The organism is Streptomyces sp. NPDC001970, assembly GCF_053594115.1.
Genome location: NZ_JBSFDW010000011.1, coordinates 65,117 through 84,303, shown reverse-complemented (window position 1 = coordinate 84,303; position 19,187 = coordinate 65,117). Strand labels below are relative to the sequence as shown.

The following is a 19,187-nucleotide window of genomic DNA, read 5'->3' as shown; positions in this document are numbered from 1 at the left end:
CGTCCAGGGCCGGCCGCTGATCAGCAGCGCGCCCTCACGTCCCGCTCGCAAGGGCGTCGAGAGCGCATGGGCGCGGGCCGGGGCGACACCGGCCGTGGTGTGCGAGTCGCCGGGCTACGCCCTGGTCAGCGCCGGCCTCGGGGTCGCCGTCGTGCCGGATGGTGGCCGCGACGGCGACGACGCCGCTCGGGGTGAGGCCGCTGGAGCCCGCCGCCTTCCGGCGGACGATCTCGGTGGCACACCGCGGCGACGACTCCGGTCCCGCTGCCCGCTCCCTGCGGGCGCTGCTGCGGACGGGGTTCGCGCGGGCCGCGCAAGGCGGTCGTGCGAGGCTCAGTGAACGGAGAACCCGCCGTCGACGAAGATCGACTGCCCGGTCACATAGGCGGAGGCGCGGCTCGCCAGGAACACCGCCGCGCCCGCGAAGTCCTCGGCCAGCCCGTTGCGCCCGACCATCGTGCGCGCGGCCAGCGCCGCCACCTTGTCGGGGTCCGAGGACAGCCGCGTGTTGAGCGGCGTCATCACGAATCCCGGCACCAGCGTGTTGCAGGTGACGCCGTACGGCGACCATGCCTCGGCCTGTGAGCGGGCCAGCGACTCCAGCGCCCCCTTGGAAACCCCGTATGCGCCGCTCTGGACGAACGCTCGGTGCGCCTGCTGGGAGGTGATGTGGATGATCCGGCCGAATCCTCGTTCGGCCATACCGGGCCCGAACCGCCGGCCCAGCAGATACGGCGCCTCCAGGTTCACGGCCATGGTGGTGTCCCACACGTCCTCGCCCAGCTCGCCCATCGGCGGACGCAGGTTGACCCCGGCGCAGTTGACGAGGACGTCGGGCTCCCCGAACGCCTCGACCGCCTCCTCGGCCGCCGCGCGCACACCGTCGCGGGTGCTCAGGTCGGCGCTCACCCAGGCCGCCCGGCAGCCGTGGGCGGCCAGCTCGCCAACCGTGGCGGCCAGCTCCGCCTCCCTGCGTGCCACGACCACGACTTCCGCCCCTGCGCGCGCGAGAGCCCCGGCGATGGCCCGGCCGATGCCCGAACTGCCGCCGGTCACCACGGCCACCCGGCCTTCCAGCGAGAACAGTTCGGAGAGATACGCCTGCGAGATCATCCCCGCACACTAGTCGGCAGGCCATCGGGGCGGGGCCGGGGCGGTGCCGACCGGTTCAGTCCGGGTTCCGGACGGGGGCCGTGGTCCACGGGAGCGCGATCCAGACGGTCTTGCCGCCGTCGGGAGTCGGGGTCACGGAGAGCTGTCCGCCGTACTCGGTGGTGAGCCAGCGGATGATCACCATGCCGCGTCCGTTGTCCTGTTGGACGGTCGCGGGCAGCCGCTGCGGCCAGCGAGGATGGCTGTCGGTGACCCCGACCCGCAGGTGCTCGTCGCGCTCCAGGCGGAGGTCGACGGTGAAGGTCGGCGACTGCCCGAAGGTGTGCTGCACGGCGTTGGTGGCGAGTTCGGAGACGATCAGCCGGACGGTGTCGGCCGTTTCCGCCTCATCGGGGAGGCCCCATTCGGCGAGGACTCCGGTGACGTATCGCCGGGCGGCGGAGACCGAGGCGGGATCGCTCGGCAGAGTGACGGAGGCTTCCAGGTGGTCTGCCATGGCGAGCTGTCCCTTTCCCACCGGGGCCGGATGCCGGCACGTGGCGACACGTAGCGGATGATGCACCGGAGCGGCCTCGGACTGTGCTTCGCGCCAGACTGCCACCGTTGATGCCGCTGTTGGCGGCGATCCACCAGGATATGCATATATCTGTCGCTCAAAGCGGTGAACTCTGCTACGCGAGAACGTATTTGGGCGCAGACTTGGTGGCTGCCGTTTCGGTGCCCGCGGTCCGCCGGGCAGCTCGGGTCCGATCCGGAGGAAGGCCCTGGTACCGGAAGGAGGCGGCGGGCATGCGGCACGGTCCCGCGGTGCGTCGGCGCAAGCTCGGTGAGGAGCTGCGCGGGCTGCGCCTCGGCGCGGGTCTCACCAGCCGGGACGCCGCCCGGCTCGTGGGGTGGCACCAGTCGAAGGTGAGCCGGATCGAGACCGGCGCGAGCGGTGTGAAACCGGCCGATGTGGTGCGGCTGCTCGATGCGTACGACGTCACCGACGCGCGGCTGCGCGAACTGCTCGAGGCGCTGGCCGGCTCGGCAGGCGGCGGGGGCACCGGCTGGTGGCACGCCTATCGCGGGGTGATCCCGCCCCAGTACCGGGACTTCATCAGTCTGGAGTCGCAGGCGAGGGCCGCGCGCACGCTGGAGACCTCGGTGGTGCCGGGGCTCCTGCAGACCCCGGACTACGCACGGGCGGTGACCCGTTCCGCGCTGGACGGGGTGCCTGCGGCGACCGTGGACTCGCTGGTGGAGGTGCGGCTCGCCCGCCAGGAGGTGCTGCGCGCGGAGTGTCCCCTGGCGTTCAGCGCGGTCCTGGACGAGGCGGTGCTGCGGCGGCAGGTGGGCGGGCCACGGGTGATGCGCGGGCAGCTGGCACGGGTGCTGGAGCAGGCCCAACTCCCCCATGTGCGGCTGCAGGTGCTTCCGTTCTCGACGGGCGGCTATGCGGGCCTTACCGGACCTTTCGTAATTTTCTCGTTCCCGACCACTTCTGATCTGGACGTGGTTGTTCTTGACCATCTGACGAGTAGCCTCTACCTGGAGCGGAAAGAAGACCTCGAGGCGTACGGCGCCGCGTTCCGCACCATGCAGGCGCATGCCCTGTCGTTCCAGGACTCGTTGGACCTCATCGCCGGGATCGCTGACGGCGCGTAGGGAAGGCACACACATGTCTGCTCACCACGCACGGATACGCACCCAGATCTGCACCCCTTGGCGGCGCAGCAGCCGCAGCGTCGGAATGAACAACTGCGTCGAGACGGCCCGATACGCGGACGGCGGCCTGGCCGTGCGCGACTCGAAGAACGTCGAGCGGCCGCATCTGCGTCTCTCTCCCGAGGCATGGACCGGTTTCCTGCGCGGGCTGCGACGCGAGGACGCCTGACCGGTCGGCGGCCGGCGGCCGCGGAACTCACCGCGGCGGCGCGGTCCGCAGGATCGTGCCGAGCGCCGCCTCGATCTGCTGTTCCGTGAGGTCGGCCCGCGCAGTCAGCCGGATCCGCGAGATCCCGTCCGGCACGGACGGCGGCCGGAAGCACCCGACGGCCAGACCCGCGGCACGGCAGTCCGCCGCCCACCGCACGGCCGACTCCGGCGACGGAGCCTGTACGGACACGACGGCCGCGTCCGGACGGGCGGCGGTCAGTCCGGCTCCGGTCAGCCGCTCGTACAGCGTCGTGGCGACGGTACGGGCCCGCTCGGCGAGTGCCGGCTCGCGTCGCAGCAGCCGCAGGCTCGCCAGGGCGGCGCCCACCGCGGCCGGGGCGAGGCCGGTGTCGAAGATGAACGTCCGCGCGGCGTTGACCAGATGGTCGATCACCCGCGCCGGGCCGAGGACCGCACCGCCCTGGCTGCCGAGGGACTTGGAGAGCGTCAGGGTGGCGACGACGCCCGTGGCACCCGCGAGCCGGGCGGCGTGCAGGGCGCCCCTGCCGCCGTCCCCGAGCACCCCGAAGCCGTGCGCGTCGTCGACCACGAGAGCGGCCCCGTGCGTGCGGCAGGCCTCGGCGAGACCGGTCAGCGGGGCGGCGTCACCGTCCACCGAGAAGACCGAGTCGGTGACGACGAGGGCGCGCCGCCCGGGATGCGCTTCGAGCGTCTTGCGCACGGCCTCGGGATCGGCGTGCGGGACGACCGCCGTCTCGGCCCGCGAGAGCCGGCAGCCGTCGACGATGGAGGCATGGTTGCCCGCGTCCGAGACGATCAGGGAGCCATGGGCGCTGAGCGCGGTGAGTGCGGCGAGGTTCGCGGCGTACCCGGAGGAGAACACCAGCGCGGCCTCGAAACCGCAGAACTCGGCCAGTTCGCACTCCAGTTCCGCGTGCAGCTCGGTGCTGCCGGTGACGAGCCGCGAGCCGGTTGCCCCGGCGCCCCAGCGCCGGGAGGCCTCGGCCGCCGCCTCGGTGATCTCCGGCCGCCGGGTGAGGCCGAGATAGTCGTTGCTCGCGAGATCGAGCACGGCGGCGTCGGCGGGGCGCGGCCGGAGTGTCCGTACGAGACCGGCGTCCGCCCGGAGGCGTGCCGCGTCGGCGGTCCACTCGAAGGGATCCTGGGGCAGGGCCTGCGGCATGACGGTCCGGTCCTTTTGTAGGCAGCGGACAGACCCTAGCCCGGGACAGCAGAGGTCAGAGTGTGGCCATGCACACACCTCATTCCGCGCGTGTTGTCGAGTTCCTCCTTGGCCCGGGGGTGTCCGGTAGGCAAGGATCTGCGCCATGGACCTCCTGAACACGCTGGTGGACAAGGGCCTGCGGCGCGAGCTGCCGACCCGCGAAGAAGCGCTCGCCGTGCTGGCGACCTCCGACGACGATCTGCTCGAAGTGGTGGCCGCGGCCGGAAAGGTGCGCCGTCAGTGGTTCGGGCGGCGGGTGAAGCTGAACTATCTGGTCAACCTCAAGTCGGGCCTGTGTCCCGAGGACTGCTCCTACTGTTCCCAGCGGCTGGGCTCCAAGGCGGACATCCTCAAGTACACCTGGCTGAAGCCCGACGAGGCGTCGAAGGCGGCCGCCGCCGGGGTCGCGGGCGGCGCGAAGCGGGTGTGCCTGGTCGCCAGTGGCCGCGGTCCGACGGACCGGGACGTCGACCGGGTGTCGCAGACCATCGAGGCGATCAAGGAGCAGAACGAGGGCGTCGAGGTGTGCGCCTGCCTCGGCCTGCTCTCCGACGGGCAGGCCGAGCGGCTGCGGTCCGCGGGCGCCGACGCGTACAACCACAACCTCAACACGTCCGAGGGGACGTACGGGGACATCACGACCACGCACACCTACTCCGACCGGGTGGACACCGTCCAGAAGGCGCACGCGGCCGGGCTGTCGGCGTGCTCCGGTCTGATCGCGGGCATGGGCGAGAGCGACGAGGACCTGGTCGACGTGGTGTTCGCGCTGCGCGAGCTGGACCCGGACTCGGTGCCGGTGAACTTCCTGATCCCGTTCGAGGGCACGCCGCTCGCCAAGGAGTGGAACCTGACGCCGCAGCGGGCGCTGCGGATCCTCGCCATGGTGCGGTTCGTCTGCCCGGACGTGGAGGTACGGCTCGCGGGCGGCCGCGAGGTGCATCTGCGCACGCTCCAGCCGCTGGCGCTGCACCTGGCCAACTCGATCTTCCTCGGCGACTACCTGACCAGCGAGGGCCAGGCGGGCCATGCGGACCTCGAGATGATCGCGGACGCGGGCTTCGAGGTCGAGGGCGCGGACACGACGACGCTGCCGGAGCACCGGGTGAACGCGCCGGCGGGCGGCTGCGGCTCGCACGGGGGCGGCGGCTGCGAGCCGTGCGGTGACGCCGCGCCGGAAACCCCGGAGACCGCGAGCGCCACCTCGGCACGGCCCGATCTGGTGGCGGTGCGCCGCCGGGGCGCCGGGACGGACCTCGCACCCAATGCGTAGCCCCGGCGCGCGCGAACTCGTGGCCCTGGACCGGGCCCATGTCTGGCACCCGTACGGCCCGATGCCGGGCCGTACGGACCCGCTGGTCGTCGAGTCCGCGTCCGGCGTACGGCTCCGGCTCGCCGAACCGGCGTACGGACAGCGCGAGTTGGTCGACGGCATGTCCTCGTGGTGGTCGGCGGTCCATGGCTACAACCACCCCGTGCTCAACGAGGCGGCACGCGGCCAGCTGGACCGCATGAGCCATGTGATGTTCGGCGGCCTCACCCATGAACCGGCCGTCCGGCTCGCCACCCGGCTGGTCGAGATCACCCCTGAGCCGCTCCGGCACGTCTTCCTCTGCGACTCGGGCTCGGTGTCCGTCGAGGTCGCGGTGAAGATGTGCCTGCAGTACTGGCGCTCGGTCGGCCGTCCGGCCAAGCAGCGGCTGCTGACCTGGCGCGGCGGGTACCACGGGGACACCTGGCAGCCGATGTCGGTCTGCGACCCCGAGGGCGGCATGCACGACCTGTGGTCGGGTGTGCTGCCACGGCAGATCTTCGCGGACGCGCCGCCGGTCGCGTACGAGGAGACGTACGCGGACCATCTGCGCGCGCTCGTCGCGCGGCACGCCGACGAGCTGGCCGCGGTGATCGTGGAGCCGGTGGTGCAGGGAGCGGGCGGGATGCGCTTCCACTCCCCCGCGTATCTGCGGGTGCTCCGGGAGGCGTGCGACGCGCACGGCGTGCTGCTCGTGTTCGACGAGATCGCCACCGGCTTCGGGCGGACGGGCACGCTCTTCGCTGCGGAGCACGCGGCTGTCTCGCCCGATGTCATGTGCCTCGGCAAGGCGCTGACCGGCGGTTATCTGACGATGGCAGCGACCCTGTGCACGGGGCGGGTCGCGGACGGGATCTCACAGGGTGAGGTGCCCGTCCTCGCCCACGGGCCGACGTTCATGGGGAACCCGCTGGCGGCGGCGGTGGCGTGCGCCTCGATCGACCTGCTGCTCGGTCAGGACTGGGCGCAGGAGGTCAAGCGCCTGGAGGCGGGCCTGCGGGAGGGGCTTGCGGAGGCGGCGTCGCTGGACGGGGTGCGGGACGTCCGCGTCCTCGGCGGCATCGGGGTGGTCCAGCTGGAGCACCCCGTGGACATGGCCGCGGCCACGGAGGCGGCGGTGCGCGAGGGTGTGTGGCTTCGTCCGTTCCGGGACCTGGTGTACACGATGCCGCCGTACGTGACGGGCGACGAGGACCTCGCCCGCATCACCCGCGCGGTACGGGCGGCCGCGGCGGCGGGGTGACGCGGGGCTCCACCGAGGCCCGTCCGGCGCGCGGCACCGCCGAGGCCCGTCCGGCGCGCGGCACCGCCGAGGCCCGTCCGGCGCGCGGCTCCGCCGCCTGCGCCCCCCGCAGGTGCTCCCCCGCCCGGCGGACGGGCGGCACCGCAGCAGCACGGCAGCACAGGACAGCAGCACAGGAACAGACAACGGCAAGGAGCAGCGCGCGCATGGGTGTCATCGTCGTCACCGGGACCGGGACCGAGATCGGGAAGACCGTCGTCACCGCGGCCGTCGCCGCCGTCGCCGCCGTCCGGGGGCGGAAGGTGGCCGTCCTGAAACCCGCGCAGACGGGGCTGGGGAGCGGGGAGGCCGGGGACGCGGAGGAGGCCGCGCGGCTCGCGGGGAGCGGGGTGAGCGGGGTGGAACTCGCCCGGTTCCCCGAGCCGTTGGCACCGGCGACCGCCGCGCGGAGGGCGGGCATGGCGCCGGTGCGGCCGCACGCCGTGGCCGAGGCCGCCGAGAAGCTCGCCACGGAGCACGACCTCGTCCTGGTCGAGGGCGCCGGCGGCCTGCTCGTCCGGTTCGACGACGCCGCCGGCACCCTCGCCGACGCCGCCCGCACGCTCCGCGCCCCCGTGTTGATCGTGGCTCCGCCCGGGCTCGGGACGCTGAACACGACCGCCCTCACCGCCGAGGCGCTGCGCGCCCGTTCGCTGGAGCCCCTCGGCGTCGTCGTGGGCAGCTGGCCCGCCGTGCCCGATCTCGCGGCCCGCTGCAATCTCACCGATCTGCCCGAGGCGGCGGGCGCGCCGCTGCTGGGCGTCGTGCCGGAGGGATCGGGCTCGCTGCCGCCCGCCGCCTTCCGTACGGCGGCGCCGTACTGGCTCGGCCCCGCGCTCGGCGGGGTCTGGGACGCGGAGGCCTTCGCCGCGTCCGTACGCTGACGTCATGACCGCCATGCGAGCAAGAGTCGACGAGATCGTCTTCGACTGCGCCGAGCCCGCGGTTCTCGCCCGGTTCTGGTCCGGCCTGCTCGGCGGCGAAGCGGTGGTGCGGGACGCGGACTGGGCGTATGTCGATCCGCCCGGGTTCGTACGCGTCGCCTTCCAGCGCGTGCCGGAGGCGAAGTCCGCCAAGAACCGGCTCCATCTGGACCTGAACGCGGGAGACATCGAGGCAGCGGCCGCCGAGGTCGTGCGGCTCGGCGCGACCCTGGTCGGCGGGATCGTCGACGACGACCAGGGCCGTTTCCAGGTGGTGCGGGACCCGGAGGGCAACGAGTTCTGTTTTGTGAGTGGCTGACGGCTGACGCGGCCCGTCCGGGGGGACAATCACCGTATCGGACGTCGGAGGAGGCCCACGATGCCGTTGCGCAGTTCGAGTGTCCCCCGGGACGCCGTCCACCACCCCGTCTTCGCCCGCTTCTACGCGCGCATCAGCGTGACCGCCGACGCGAAGGGCGGGATCGCCGAGTACCGCAAGGAGTTGCTGTCCGGCCTGTCGGGCCGGGTCATCGAGATCGGCGCGGGCAACGGGCTGAACTTCGCCCACTACCCCGCCGCCGTCTCCGAGGTCGTCGCCATCGAGCCGGAGCGCACCCTGCGCCGGATGGCGGCGACCGCGGCGCTCCGCGCCGACGTGCCCGTCGATGTGGTGCCGGGTGCCGCCGAGGCGCTGCCGGTCAAGAGCGAGGCGTTCGACGGGGCCGTCGTGTCCCTGGTGCTGTGCACGGTACGGGACGTGCCGCGGGCGCTCTCGGAGATCAAGCGGGTGCTGCGCCCGGGCGGTGAGTTGCGCTTCTTCGAGCACGGTCTGGCGCCGGGCCGGGCGATGGCCAGGACCCAGCGGGCCCTGGACCGCACGGTGTGGCCGTGGCTGTTCGGCGGCTGCCACACGGCCCGCGACCCGATCGCCGCTATGGAGCGGGCCGGCTTCGACGTCGGCGCGTTCCGCGGGCTGAGCATTCCGGAGAAGGGACCCCGACTGCCCTCGTCCTTCGCGGTGCTGGGAGTGGCGCGCCGGCCGTACACGACCGACGCACCGGCCCAGGACGTGTCCTAGCTGGTCCCCCTCGGCATCGGGAAGCGCTCAGCGTCGCCGGTCGCCGTCGCCCTTCTCCAGCTCGTCGGCGAACGCCCGTAGCGCGTCGGCCAGTTCCTTCTTCGTCGGCAGTTGGTCGACCTTGGCGTTCAGCTCGTCGATGCGCTCGGCCAGGCCGTCCAGATCGGCGGGCGTGCTGGGCGAGGGGGACGGGGACGGGGGATCCGTCGGCGCGGGGTCGGTCGGGCCGGGCGGGCCGGTCGGGCTGGGGTCCGGTCCGCCGACGGTCTCGCCCGTCGAACCGCTGCCGTCGGACCCGTTCGTGGTGCCGCCGTCGCTCACGCCCACGCTGCCGCCGCTGTCGGTACCGCCGCCGTCGCTGCCGCTGCTGTCCCCGCCCGTCGATCCGCCGGTGTCCGGCGGCGTCGACGTCTCGTCGGCGACGCCGACGCGGGCGACCGGCCCGTCCGTCCCGTTCGCCGCGATCGCACCGCTGATGCCCAGGACCGCGATCACCGCGGCGCCGGAGACCGCGAGCGCCATTCGTCTCGTACGCGCGTTCTGTGTGGTGGCCATGCGTCGCAACCTAGCCACGGCCCACGTCCGGACGGGCGGCTTCCGCGGATCTTCCGCGATGGCCGGCTCAGTGGCTCCACTGGCGGAGTTCGCCGGCGATGGTCCGGACGTCCGCCTTGCCGTCCTTCACGAGCCGTGCGAGGTCACGGACCTGCTCGGGCGAGGTCACGACCTTCAGGCCCGATGCGACGAGATAGCCGTACGCGACGGCCGACGCGAACATCGCGTTGGAGTGCTCCAGCGCGGGAACGTGCAGCAGCAGTTGCAGCAGGGACGCGGCACGCGTGTGCGGATCGCTGTAGACGGGCGTGCCGAATATCTCCGCATCGTGACGGCTGACGGCGGCGACGAGCGCACCCCAGTCGGTGACCTGCGGATCGCCGGGCGTCTTGTGCTCGGCGACCATGAGAAGCCAGGCGAGGTCGATCGAGAGGTTCAACGCCCGCCCTTGCTCCGCTCCGCGCTTGACGCGCGGCCCGGCACGCTGCCCGACGCACCGCCCGACGCGCCGAACTCCTCGGCGAACACCGACTCGTACTGCTTCATGAAGTCGGCCGCGGCATCGACGAACGTGCGCCCGACCTCGCCCGCGTCCTGCTGGACGAGCTCCTCGATGTAGCGGTTCACGCTCACCCCGCGCTGGTGCGCCCGCCGGCGCGCGGTCTCGGCGGTGCTCTCGTCCACCCGTACGTTCAGCTGAGTCTTGGCCACCCCTTCACGCTAGCGCTGTGGCGCTAGCACCGACAACCCCTGGAGGCTGCCCGTACGCTCGGGGGTACGCAGCACGGAGCACGGAGTTCGGGAGCCGCAGACACCCACGACCCGGGAGGCAGCATTGTCCACTCCTGCCACAGCGCCGGCCCATGGACCGGCCACGGACGCGCCGCTCGCCGCGCGGGCCCGCGGCCTCACCAAGGCGTACGGCACGGGCGAGACGGCCGTGCTCGCCCTCGACTCCGTGGACGTGGACATCGCGCGCGGGCGCTTCACGGCCGTGATGGGCCCCTCCGGATCCGGCAAGTCCACGCTGATGCACTGTCTCGCGGGCCTCGACACGGTCTCCGCGGGGCAGGTCTGGCTCGGCGACACCGAGATCACCGGGCTCAGGGACCGTGAGCTCACCCGGCTGCGCCGGGACCGTGTCGGCTTCATGTTCCAGGCGTTCAACCTGCTGCCGACGCTCACCGCCGCCGAGAACATCACGCTCCCGATGGACATCGCCGGGCGGAGACCCGACCGGGAGTGGGTGGACCAGGTGATCGACACCCTGGGGCTGCGCGACCGGCTGAAGCACCGGCCCGCGCAGCTCTCCGGCGGTCAGCAGCAGCGTGTCGCCTGCGCCCGGGCCCTCGCCTCCCGCCCCGAGCTGATCTTCGCCGACGAGCCGACCGGCAATCTGGACTCGCGGGCCGGTGCCGAGGTGCTCGGCTTCCTGCGGGAGGCCGTGGACCGCCTGGACCAGACGGTGGTGATGGTGACCCATGACCCGGGCGCGGCAGGCCACGCGGATCAGATGCTGTTCCTCGCCGACGGGCGCATCGTGGACGTGATGCACGAGCCGACGGCCGAGGCGGTGCTGGAACGCCTCAAGCGTTTCGACACCCTGCGCAAGAGCTGAGGGACCGGCGCCGTGCTGAAGGCGACGCTGCGGAGCTTCCTCGCCCACAAGGGCCGCCTGCTCCTCTCGGCCCTCGCGGTGATCCTGTCCGTCGCTTTCGTCAGCGGCTCGCTGATCTTCTCGGACACGGTGGCCCGCACCTTCGACCGGCTGTTCGCCTCGACCTCGGCGGATGTGACGGTCTCCCCGAAGGAGGGTCTCGACGAGTACGTGCCCTCCGGTGTCGTCCGTACGGTCCCGGCGTCGCTCGCCCAGCGCGTCCGCGAGGTCGACGGTGTCGCCGACGCGCATGTCGACGCGGCCGTCGAGAACGTCACGGTCGTCGACGACCGCAAGGAGCCCCTCGGCCCGACGACGGGGGCACCCACCGTCGCCGCCAACTGGTACGTCACCGACCGCAGTCCGGTGCGGCTCACCGCAGGACACGCGCCGGAGGGTCCGGGCCAGGCCGTCGTCGACAAGGACACGGCCGACAAGAAGGACGTGCGCATCGGGGACACGCTCACCGTCGTGGCCCAGCCGGGCTCCTTCGATGTCGAGATCGTCGGCATCGCCACCTTCACCACCACCAACCCGGGTGCGGCACTCGTGTATCTCGACACGGCGACGGCCCAGCGGAGGCTGCTGGGCAGGCCGGACGCGGCCACGTCGATCTCCGTGGACTCGGCCGGCGGTGTGTCCGACGCCGAGCTGAAGCAGCGGATCGGCACCGTGCTCGGCGACACCTACGAGCTGAGGACGGCGGACGAGCAGGCCGAGTCGGCCGCCGAGCAGCTGGGCGGATTCCTCGATGTGATCAAGTACGTGATGCTCGGCTTCGCCGGCGTCGCGGTGCTGGTCGGGATCTTCCTGATCGTCAACACCTTCTCGATGCTGATCGCCCAGCGGACGCGCGAGTTGGGGCTGCTGCGGGCCCTGGGCGCGGACCGGCGGCAGGTGCGCCGCTCGGTGCTCACCGAGGCGCTGCTGCTCGGGCTGGTCGGCGCGACGCTGGGGCTGGCCGCCGGGATCGGTCTCGCCGCGGGTCTGATCGAGCTGATGGGCCTGTTCGGGATGAATCTGAGGGCCGCCGAGATGGTGGTCGGGCCGGTGACTCCGGTCGCGGCGTACGTCGTCGGTCTCGGCGTCACCTTTGTCGCCGCGTATCTGCCGGCCCGCCGCGCGGCCGGGGTGTCGCCGATGGCCGCCCTCGCGGACGCCGAAGTCGCGGGTGTGGGACGGCCGCTGAAGGTCAGGGCGGTCGCGGGTGGGCTCGTCGGGGCGGCGGGCCTCGCCGCGCTCGCGGGGTGTGCGGCGAGCGGGCGGACGGCGACCGCGTCCTCGCTTCTCGGACTGGGCGTGGTGCTGACGCTGATCGCCGCCGTGGTGGCCGGTCCGCTGCTGGTGCGGCCGGTGATCAGGCTGCTCGGCGGGGCGTACCCTCGGCTGTTCGGTGCGGTCGGCCGCATGAGCCGGCGCAACGCCCTGCGCAATCCTCGGCGTACGGGCGCGACGGCCGCTGCACTGATGATCGGGCTGGCGCTGGTGACCGGACTCTCGGTGGCGAGCGCCTCGATGACGCGCTCCTTCGACCGGCAGATCGACCGCACGCTGGGCGCCGACTTCGTCGTCCAGAACACCAACTTCCAGCCGTTCCCGCGGGAGGTCACCGAGAAGGTACGGGACGTGGCGGGCGCGGGCACGGTCGTACGGCAGCGGTTCACGCCGCTGGCGCTGACGCTTCCCGACGGCGGGCGGGTGGAGTCGACGGCCGCGGGGTACGACCCCGGGCTGGACGAGGCCGCGAACGTCACGTACGCGAGCGGGGACACGCGAGCCGCGCTGGCGCCGGACGCACTGGGCATGGACCGGGGCTTCGCCGCGGAGCACGGGGTGCGGATCGGTTCGGTGCTGCCGGTGGAGTTCCCCGGCGGACGGCAGGCCCGGCTGACGGTCGGCGCGCTGACGGACATGGACCAGGCCACGGGGCCCGGGATGCGGGGCGGACTGTTCATGGGTCTTGCCACCCTGGACCGGCATGTGCCGGGCGGTCAGGAGAGCGCGGTCTACGTGAACGCGGCGGGCGGCGTCGATCCGGGCGAGCTGCGCATGGCGCTGGAGGAGGCCCTGGAGCCGTATCCGCAGGTGCAGGTGAGGGATCAGGCCGACTACAAGGAGCTGGTGCGGCAGCAGATCTCCGTACTGCTCCATCTGGTGTACGCGCTGCTGGGCCTGGCGATCGTCATCGCCGTGCTGGGCGTCGTGAACACGCTGGCGCTCTCGGTGGTCGAGCGGACCCGGGAGATCGGGCTGCTGCGGGCGATCGGTCTCTCGCGGGTGCAGCTGCGCCGCATGATCCGGCTGGAATCGGTCGTGATCGCGGTCTTCGGAGCGGTACTGGGACTCGCGCTGGGCATGGTGTGGGGAGTGGCGGTGCAGCAGGTGCTGGAGCTGGAGGGCATGACCGAGTTCGCCGTGCCGTGGGGGACGGTCGTGGCGGTCGTGCTCGGATCGGTGGTGGTGGGTCTGGCGGCGGCGGTGCTTCCGGCGCTGCGGGCGTCGCGGATGAACGTGCTCAACGCCATCGCGCACGAGTAGCCGATCTTCCGAGGAGGGACTTCCTGGCCAGGCCGTTCCGGTTCGGGGTGAACATGGTGACGCCCGCCGAGGGCGAGGAGTGGCGCAAGCGGTGCCGGCGGGCGGAGGAGCTCGGCTACGACGTCGTCCTGGTGCCCGATCACCTGGGCATGGTGGCGCCGTTTCCGGCGTTGACCGCCGCCGCCGATGCGACGCAGCGGCCGCGGCTCGGCACGTTCGTCCTCAACGCGGCGTTCCGGAACCCCGCTCTGCTCGCCCGGGAGATCGCCACCGCCGATGTACTCGCGCGCGGGCGGCTGGAGATCGGGCTCGGCACCGGCTATGCGGAGGAGGAGCACGACCGCGCGGGCCTGGACTTCCTCCCGCCTGGCTGGGGGGACCTCCCAGGCGAAGCTCTGGGGGAGCGTGGACCGACCGGCCCGTAGGCTCGAGGAGGTGAACCGGTTGCCGGCGGACGAGGGACACGTGCCGCAACCGGTGCAGCGCCCGCGGCCACCTCTGCTGATCGGCGGGAACGGCAACCGGGTGCTGCGGCCGGCGGCCGAGTACGCGGACGTCGTCGCGTTCACCGGGGCCCGCGAGTCGAACGGCGTGCTGATGGCGCTCACCACGGAGGAGCTGGACGAGCGGGTGGCGGCGTACCACTCGTTCGCGGCCGGCCGTGAAAGCCCTGCCGAGCTCAACCTGCTCGTCCGGGCCCCGACGATCACCGACGACCGGCGGGCCGCGGCCCGGGAGTTGCTGCCGCTGGTCCCGCATTTCACCGAGGAGCAGGTGCTGGAGCTGCCGCTGCTCGCCGTCGGCACGGTGAAGCAGATCACGGACCAGATGAGGGAGCAGCGCGCGCGGTACGGCTTCTCGTACCTCACCGTGCTCGACCCGTGGATGGAGTCGTTCGGTCAGGTGATCGAGGAGCTGCGGGGCGACTGAGCGGGCCCGTATCGCATGGCGGAATGCCGTCGACGGGCCGTCGGGGCGATGCTGGGATGGCCGCCATGACTGATCTTCGGATACGGACCGCGACGCCGGCCGACCTCGGCTCCGTGCTCGCGTTCTGGAAGGTGGCGGCGGAGGGCACCAGCATCAGCGACGACCGGGCGGGGGTCGAGCTGCTGGTCGAGCGCGACCCCGATGCGCTGATCCTCGCGGAGCGCGACGGCGAGCTGGCGGGCACGGTGATCGCGGGCTTCGACGGCTGGCGCTGTCACTTGTACCGGCTGGCGGTCCATCCGGACCACCGGCGGTGCGGTGTGGGCGGGGCGCTGCTCGCGGCCGCGGAGGAACGTTTCGTACGGCTGGGCGGGCGGCGCGGGGACGCGATGGTGCTGGACGGGAACGAGACGGCGCACCATGCGTGGCGCTCGGCCGGATATGCGCCGCAGCCGGAGTGGAGCCGCTGGGTGAAGCGTTTCATCTGACGCCCCGGCCCCCTGCCCGGCAGGCCCTGCCGGGCAGGGGGTCGGCCTGCCGGGGAGGCCGCCCCGGCCGGGCAGGGGCGCGACATGACCCCTTTGCCCGTCCTTTAGCATGGTGTTCTCCCGACCATATGAACGAAAGGTGTGAGCGTCCGCCCATGGGCGAGCCTCCCAGTAGCAGACATCGCGCGATCCTCCTCCCCCTGGCCGATCATGGGACGGAGGTGAACCGATGACCGAGGTCCTCCTGCTCATGGTGGCGGTGCTGCTCTGCTTCGCCTGCGGGGCATTCGTCGCGGCGGAGTTCTCGCTCACGACCGTCGAGCGCGCCGACCTGGAGCGGGCCGTGGAACGGGGCGAGCGCGGGGCCGCGAGCGCCCTGAAGGCCGTGCGCGGGCTCACCTTCCAGCTCTCCGGCGCGCAGCTCGGCATCACGGTCACCAATCTGGTCGTCGGCATGCTCGCCGAGCCGTCCATCGCCAAGCTGATCAGCGGTCCGCTCGAGGCGCTCGGTGTGTCCCCGAACGTCTCGTCGTCCCTGGCGCTCGCCATCGGGACGGGCCTTTCGACGATCGTGCTGATGGTCGTCGGCGAGCTCGTGCCCAAGAACTGGGCGATCTCGTCGCCGCTGACGGTCGCGAAGGCCGTCGCGACGCCGCAGCGGTTCTTCTCTGCGGCCTTCCGCCCCCTCATCGGCCATCTGAACAACACGGCCAACCGCATCCTGCGCCGGCTCGGGCTCGAGCCGACCGAGGAGCTGGCGTCCGCGCGCACGCCCCAGGAGCTCGTCGCGCTGGCCCGGCACTCCGCCAAGGAGGGCGCGCTGGAGGCGGACACCGCCGAGCTGTTCGTCCGGACGCTCTGTCTGGCCCAGCTCACGGCGGAGAACGTGATGACGCCTCGTGTCCAGGTCACCGCCCTCGACATCCTGGCGACCGCGGAGGACGTCGCCAACGCCACGCGGGCCACCGGACTGTCGCGCTTCCCCGTCTACCGGGGCAGCCTCGACTCCGTCGTCGGCATCGCGCACATCAAGGACGTGCTGGCCGTCCCGGCCGAGCGGCGGCTCCGTCATCCCGTGGCCGAGCTGCTGCGCGAACCGCTGCTGGTGCCCGAGACGCTCACCGTGGACCGGCTGCTCGACCGGCTTTCCGGCAAGCGGACGATGGCGGTCGTGATCGACGAGTACGGCGGTACGGCCGGAGTGGTCACCCTGGAGGACATCGTCGAGGAGGTCGTGGGCGAGGTCCGTGACGAGCACGATCCGCACGAGACACCGGACCTCGCGAGGGCCGGTGAGGACGCGGACGGCCGGGCCCTGTGGTCGGCCGACGGTGCCGCCCGCGCCGACCAGCTGGAGGCGATCGGGCTGCGGGTGCCCGAGGGGCCGTACGAGACGCTCGCCGGGCTGATCGCCACGGAGATCGGCCGCATTCCCGTCGTCGGCGACGGCATCGAGCTGTCCGGCTGGCGACTCGACGTGGTCGACGCGTCCGGACGGCGCGCGGCGCGGGTGCTGATGCACGCGCCGCTCGCGCCGCAGGACTCCGACGGCTCCGACAGCTACGGGGACTACGACGAGGGGCGGTCCACGCGATGACGACCGTGATCCAGCTCCTGATCGGTTTTCTGACGCTGGTCGTCAATGCCTTCTTCGTCGGTGCGGAGTTCGCCCTGATCTCCGTGCGCCGCAGCCAGATCGAGCCGGAGGCGCAGGCCGGGAACAAGCGGGCCCGTGCCGTCGTGTGGGGCCTGGAACACGTCTCGGCGCTGCTCGCCGCGGCGCAGCTCGGCATCACCCTGTGCACCCTGGTGCTCGGTGTGGTCGCGGAGCCCGCCATCGCTCATCTGCTGGAGCCGGTCTTCGACGTCCTCGGTGTGCCGCACGGGCTGGTCCACCCGATCTCGTTCGTGATCGCCCTGGGGGTGGCGACCTATCTGCACATGCTGCTGGGCGAGATGGTGCCGAAGAACATCGCGCTCGCCGAGCCCACACGGACGGCGCTGCTGCTCGGTCCGCCGCTGGTGACCCTGGCCCGGGCCCTGCGCCCGGTGATCTTCGCGATCAACGCCTTCGCGAACGCGCTGCTGAAGCTGTTGCGGGTGGAGACCAGGGACGAGGTGACGGCGACGTTCTCGGACGACGAACTGGCGCGGCTGGTCAGGGACTCCGGGAGAGCCGGACTGCTGGACGACCGGGCGGCCGAGCGGCTGCGCGACGCGCTGGAGCTGGGGCGCCGGCCGGTGGCCGATGTGGTGGTGCCGGTGGAGCGGGTGGTGTACGCGCACGTGGGCGTCACGCCCGAGGAGCTGGAGCGGCTGTCGGCGGAGTCGGGGTACTCCCGCTTCCCCGTCGTGGACAGCACCCGCACGCTCCTGGGCTACCTGCATGTGAAGGACGCCCTGGACGAGTTCCCGCGCAACGCGCCGTTCCCGGTCACGGCGATGCGGCCCATCGCGCGGGTGCGTGCCTCGACGCCGCTCGACGATGTGCTGACCGCGATGCGCCGCAGCCGGACGCATCTCGCCGCGGTGCTGGACGAGGACGGCAAGCCCGCCGGTCTGGTCACCATGGAGGACGTGCTCCGGGAGCTGGTGAGGCCGCCCGGTCAGCTCAGCTGAGCCGCCACATCCTCGTTCGGCCGCTCCGGGCGCCTCGGACGCCTGGGTCCGTACGGTCCGTGGTCTCCGTGATGCCGGGGCCGCGCCCGCCGACACCGGACGCGCCGATAGCCGTGAGGACGGCGAGCAGCGCCGCCAGGCCCGCCGTCGCGAGGGCGGCGGGCCAGTCGACGTCGAAGAGGCTCGTCGCGCCGGCCATGAGCACCGCGGCGAGTGACTGGGCGAAGGTGCGGACGGCGCGTTCGGCGGTGGCGGCCCAGAAGGCCGCGCTCAGCAAGCTCGTCATGTACGGGACATACCCACTCGGCCATGTCCGGCAGGCGGCAGGCCGTCGACGAGCCGGTTACCGGGCCGTGGCGGAGAGCCAGGCGTCGAGCACGCGGCGGTCCCCGCTGTGCGTGAAGCGCGCGTCGGAGGGCTCGTAGGGGCCGTGGACGAGCAGCAGCAGGTCACCGCTCTCCGCCTCGACGGTGGCCGCGGCCTCGCCGCGGGCGGTGGCGGTCCAGCTCGTGCCCTGGCCCTGGAGGGCGACCGTCCAGGTGGCCCGGTGTCGGTGGCCCTCAGGCACCACGTCCGCCAGAGCCTCCGCCAGGGCGTTCAGCAGCGCATCGCTCACAGGTCTCCCCCTCCGCGTGGGACAGGCTCCCGGAGGCCGGAACCGGGGGACCGTACCGCGCGGTAGTATCGCTCCGCCATGCAGATGAATGCCACATACACCAGCTTTGTCGCGGTCGGCGACTCCTTCACCGAGGGCATGTCGGACCTGCTGCCCGACGGCTCGTACCGGGGTTGGGCCGATCTCCTCGCGGCGCGGCTGGCCGCCCGCGCGCCGGGGTTCCGGTACGCCAATCTCGCCGTCCGCGGCAAGCTCATCGGACAGATCGTCGACGAGCAGGTGGACCGCGCGGCCGCGATGAAGGCCGATGTGGTGACCCTCGTCGGCGGGCTCAACGACACCTTGCGCCCCAAGTGCGACATGGGCCGGGTGCGGGGGCTGCTGGAGGAGGCCGTTGAGCGGCTCGCGCCGTCGTGCGAGCGGCTGGTCCTGATGCGCAGCCCCGGCCGCAACGGCCCGGTCATGGAGCGTTTCCGGCCGCGCATGGAGGAGCTGTTCGACCACATCGACACGCTCGCGCCGCGGCACGGCGCGCTGGTGGTGGACCTGTACGGGGCGCCCGTCCTCGGCGATCAGCGGCTGTGGGACGTGGACCGGCTGCATCTGACCGCCGAGGGGCACCGCCGGGTCGCCGAGGCGGTGTGGCAGGCGCTCGGTCTGGCCGCCGAGGACGACTGGCAGGCGCCGCTGCCGCCGGTGGTGCCGCCCGGGTGGGCCGCCCGGCGGACGGCGGACGTGCGCTTCGCCCGGCAGTATCTGGGGCCGTGGATCGGGCGTCGGCTCACCGGGCGCTCGTCCGGTGACGGCCGGCCGGCGAAGCGGCCCGACCTGCTGCCGTACGAGGTCCGGGTCGATGTGCCGGTCGACGTTCCGCTCGACGTTCCGGTCGACGAGGCCCGCGATACGGCTCGCGACCGCGGACTCGTGTGACGTGAGCGGGCCCCGAGGCGGGTACTCGTAGCAAGCCACAAAT

At 72.6% G+C, this 19,187-nt stretch carries 21 protein-coding genes and 2 pseudogenes; 15 read left to right on the top strand and 8 right to left on the bottom strand.

All coding sequences use genetic code 11. From position 1 onward, the window contains the following. Nucleotides 1-7: 7 nt before the first annotated feature. Nucleotides 8-314: pseudogene (locus ACWCP0_RS16115) on the top strand (LysR substrate-binding domain-containing protein); the annotation flags it as partial. A gap of 19 nt (nucleotides 315-333) precedes the next feature. Here ACWCP0_RS16115 and ACWCP0_RS16110 read toward each other — a convergent pair. Both ACWCP0_RS16110 and ACWCP0_RS16105 read right to left on the bottom strand, forming a co-directional pair. Then, nucleotides 334-1,113, bottom strand: coding sequence for an SDR family NAD(P)-dependent oxidoreductase (locus tag ACWCP0_RS16110; protein WP_451079431.1), 780 nt, complete (start codon nucleotides 1,111-1,113; stop codon nucleotides 334-336). A gap of 55 nt (nucleotides 1,114-1,168) precedes the next feature. Continuing rightward, entirely contained in the window at nucleotides 1,169-1,609 is a 441-nt protein-coding gene (locus ACWCP0_RS16105; RefSeq protein ID WP_451079430.1) for an ATP-binding protein, read from the bottom strand. A 293-nt stretch (nucleotides 1,610-1,902) separates the two neighbouring features. On the opposite strand from ACWCP0_RS16105, the gene ACWCP0_RS16100 reads away from it, so the two are divergent. Further along, on the top strand, nucleotides 1,903-2,760 hold the full coding sequence (locus tag ACWCP0_RS16100) for a helix-turn-helix domain-containing protein (RefSeq protein WP_451079429.1): 858 nt from the start codon (nucleotides 1,903-1,905) through the stop codon (nucleotides 2,758-2,760). A 13-nt stretch (nucleotides 2,761-2,773) separates the two neighbouring features. Further along, on the top strand, nucleotides 2,774-2,989 hold the full coding sequence (locus tag ACWCP0_RS16095; protein WP_351234105.1) for a DUF397 domain-containing protein: 216 nt from the start codon (nucleotides 2,774-2,776) through the stop codon (nucleotides 2,987-2,989). A gap of 27 nt (nucleotides 2,990-3,016) precedes the next feature. Here ACWCP0_RS16095 and ACWCP0_RS16090 read toward each other — a convergent pair whose 3' ends face one another. Then, nucleotides 3,017-4,162 carry an 8-amino-7-oxononanoate synthase gene (locus ACWCP0_RS16090; protein ID WP_451079536.1) on the bottom strand — a complete coding sequence of 382 codons (1,146 nt, stop codon included), beginning with the start codon at nucleotides 4,160-4,162 and terminating at the stop codon, nucleotides 3,017-3,019. Nucleotides 4,163-4,319: 157 nt separating this feature from the next. Here ACWCP0_RS16090 and bioB point away from each other — a divergent pair, with 157 nt between their 5' ends. From bioB to ACWCP0_RS16065, 5 genes are all read left to right on the top strand, one after another. Next, nucleotides 4,320-5,489 (top strand): biotin synthase BioB, encoded by a 1,170-nt coding sequence (gene bioB / locus ACWCP0_RS16085; RefSeq protein WP_451079428.1) that lies wholly within the window; start codon nucleotides 4,320-4,322, stop codon nucleotides 5,487-5,489. Then, nucleotides 5,482-6,771, top strand: coding sequence for an adenosylmethionine--8-amino-7-oxononanoate transaminase (locus ACWCP0_RS16080; protein WP_451079427.1), 1,290 nt, complete (start codon nucleotides 5,482-5,484; stop codon nucleotides 6,769-6,771). Before bioB ends, ACWCP0_RS16080 begins: the two co-directional genes overlap by 8 nt. A gap of 206 nt (nucleotides 6,772-6,977) precedes the next feature. Further along, nucleotides 6,978-7,694, top strand: a complete 717-nt coding sequence (gene bioD, locus ACWCP0_RS16075) for a dethiobiotin synthase (RefSeq protein WP_451079426.1) — start codon at nucleotides 6,978-6,980, stop codon at nucleotides 7,692-7,694. A 13-nt stretch (nucleotides 7,695-7,707) separates the two neighbouring features. Further along, complete coding sequence (locus ACWCP0_RS16070) at nucleotides 7,708-8,052, top strand: VOC family protein (RefSeq protein WP_451079535.1); 345 nt, start codon at nucleotides 7,708-7,710, stop codon at nucleotides 8,050-8,052. Nucleotides 8,053-8,112: 60 nt separating this feature from the next. After that, complete coding sequence (locus ACWCP0_RS16065) at nucleotides 8,113-8,811, top strand: class I SAM-dependent methyltransferase (RefSeq protein WP_451079425.1); 699 nt, start codon at nucleotides 8,113-8,115, stop codon at nucleotides 8,809-8,811. 27 nt (nucleotides 8,812-8,838) lie between these two features. Here the strand turns inward: ACWCP0_RS16065 and ACWCP0_RS16060 are convergent, their stop codons facing one another. The 3 genes from ACWCP0_RS16060 to ACWCP0_RS16050 form a co-directional block, all read right to left on the bottom strand. Further along, nucleotides 8,839-9,366 (bottom strand): hypothetical protein, encoded by a 528-nt coding sequence (locus tag ACWCP0_RS16060; protein WP_451079424.1) that lies wholly within the window; start codon nucleotides 9,364-9,366, stop codon nucleotides 8,839-8,841. Between the two features lie 67 nt (nucleotides 9,367-9,433). Continuing rightward, nucleotides 9,434-9,805, bottom strand: a complete 372-nt coding sequence (locus tag ACWCP0_RS16055) for a fic family toxin-antitoxin system, toxin component (protein ID WP_451079423.1) — start codon at nucleotides 9,803-9,805, stop codon at nucleotides 9,434-9,436. Continuing rightward, the gene (locus tag ACWCP0_RS16050; RefSeq protein WP_451079422.1) at nucleotides 9,802-10,077 is read right to left on the bottom strand and encodes an antitoxin; all 276 of its coding nucleotides are present in this window, start codon (nucleotides 10,075-10,077) and stop codon (nucleotides 9,802-9,804) included. Before ACWCP0_RS16050 ends, ACWCP0_RS16055 begins: the two co-directional genes overlap by 4 nt. A gap of 124 nt (nucleotides 10,078-10,201) precedes the next feature. Between ACWCP0_RS16050 and ACWCP0_RS16045 the strand changes: the two genes are divergently transcribed. The 6 genes and pseudogenes from ACWCP0_RS16045 to ACWCP0_RS16020 all read left to right on the top strand — a co-directional run bounded on the left by ACWCP0_RS16045 (nucleotide 10,202) and on the right by ACWCP0_RS16020 (nucleotide 17,598). Beyond that, nucleotides 10,202-10,984, top strand: coding sequence for an ABC transporter ATP-binding protein (locus tag ACWCP0_RS16045; protein ID WP_451079421.1), 783 nt, complete (start codon nucleotides 10,202-10,204; stop codon nucleotides 10,982-10,984). 12 nt (nucleotides 10,985-10,996) lie between these two features. Next, on the top strand, nucleotides 10,997-13,561 hold the full coding sequence (locus ACWCP0_RS16040; protein ID WP_451079420.1) for an ABC transporter permease: 2,565 nt from the start codon (nucleotides 10,997-10,999) through the stop codon (nucleotides 13,559-13,561). Between the two features lie 23 nt (nucleotides 13,562-13,584). Further along, a pseudogene (locus ACWCP0_RS16035) lies at nucleotides 13,585-14,491 on the top strand (TIGR03621 family F420-dependent LLM class oxidoreductase). A 23-nt stretch (nucleotides 14,492-14,514) separates the two neighbouring features. Further along, nucleotides 14,515-14,979, top strand: a complete 465-nt coding sequence (locus ACWCP0_RS16030) for a GNAT family N-acetyltransferase (RefSeq protein WP_451079419.1) — start codon at nucleotides 14,515-14,517, stop codon at nucleotides 14,977-14,979. 229 nt (nucleotides 14,980-15,208) lie between these two features. Next, complete coding sequence (locus tag ACWCP0_RS16025; RefSeq protein ID WP_451079418.1) at nucleotides 15,209-16,576, top strand: hemolysin family protein; 1,368 nt, start codon at nucleotides 15,209-15,211, stop codon at nucleotides 16,574-16,576. Continuing rightward, nucleotides 16,573-17,598: a hemolysin family protein gene (locus ACWCP0_RS16020; protein WP_451079417.1), complete on the top strand. Its 1,026-nt coding sequence runs from the start codon at nucleotides 16,573-16,575 to the stop codon at nucleotides 17,596-17,598. The genes ACWCP0_RS16025 and ACWCP0_RS16020 overlap by 4 nt, the downstream gene beginning before the upstream one ends. Here the strand turns inward: ACWCP0_RS16020 and ACWCP0_RS16015 are convergent. Both ACWCP0_RS16015 and ACWCP0_RS16010 read right to left on the bottom strand, forming a co-directional pair. Then, nucleotides 17,591-17,884 carry a holin gene (locus ACWCP0_RS16015; RefSeq protein WP_451079416.1) on the bottom strand — a complete coding sequence of 98 codons (294 nt, stop codon included), beginning with the start codon at nucleotides 17,882-17,884 and terminating at the stop codon, nucleotides 17,591-17,593. The two genes, ACWCP0_RS16020 and ACWCP0_RS16015, sit on opposite strands and share 8 nt — an antisense overlap. A 57-nt stretch (nucleotides 17,885-17,941) precedes the next feature. After that, nucleotides 17,942-18,214, bottom strand: a complete 273-nt coding sequence (locus ACWCP0_RS16010) for a hypothetical protein (RefSeq protein WP_451079415.1) — start codon at nucleotides 18,212-18,214, stop codon at nucleotides 17,942-17,944. Between the two features lie 78 nt (nucleotides 18,215-18,292). Between ACWCP0_RS16010 and ACWCP0_RS16005 the strand changes: the two genes are divergently transcribed. Then, nucleotides 18,293-19,144, top strand: a complete 852-nt coding sequence (locus ACWCP0_RS16005; RefSeq protein WP_451079414.1) for an SGNH/GDSL hydrolase family protein — start codon at nucleotides 18,293-18,295, stop codon at nucleotides 19,142-19,144. Nucleotides 19,145-19,187: the final 43 nt, after the last annotated feature.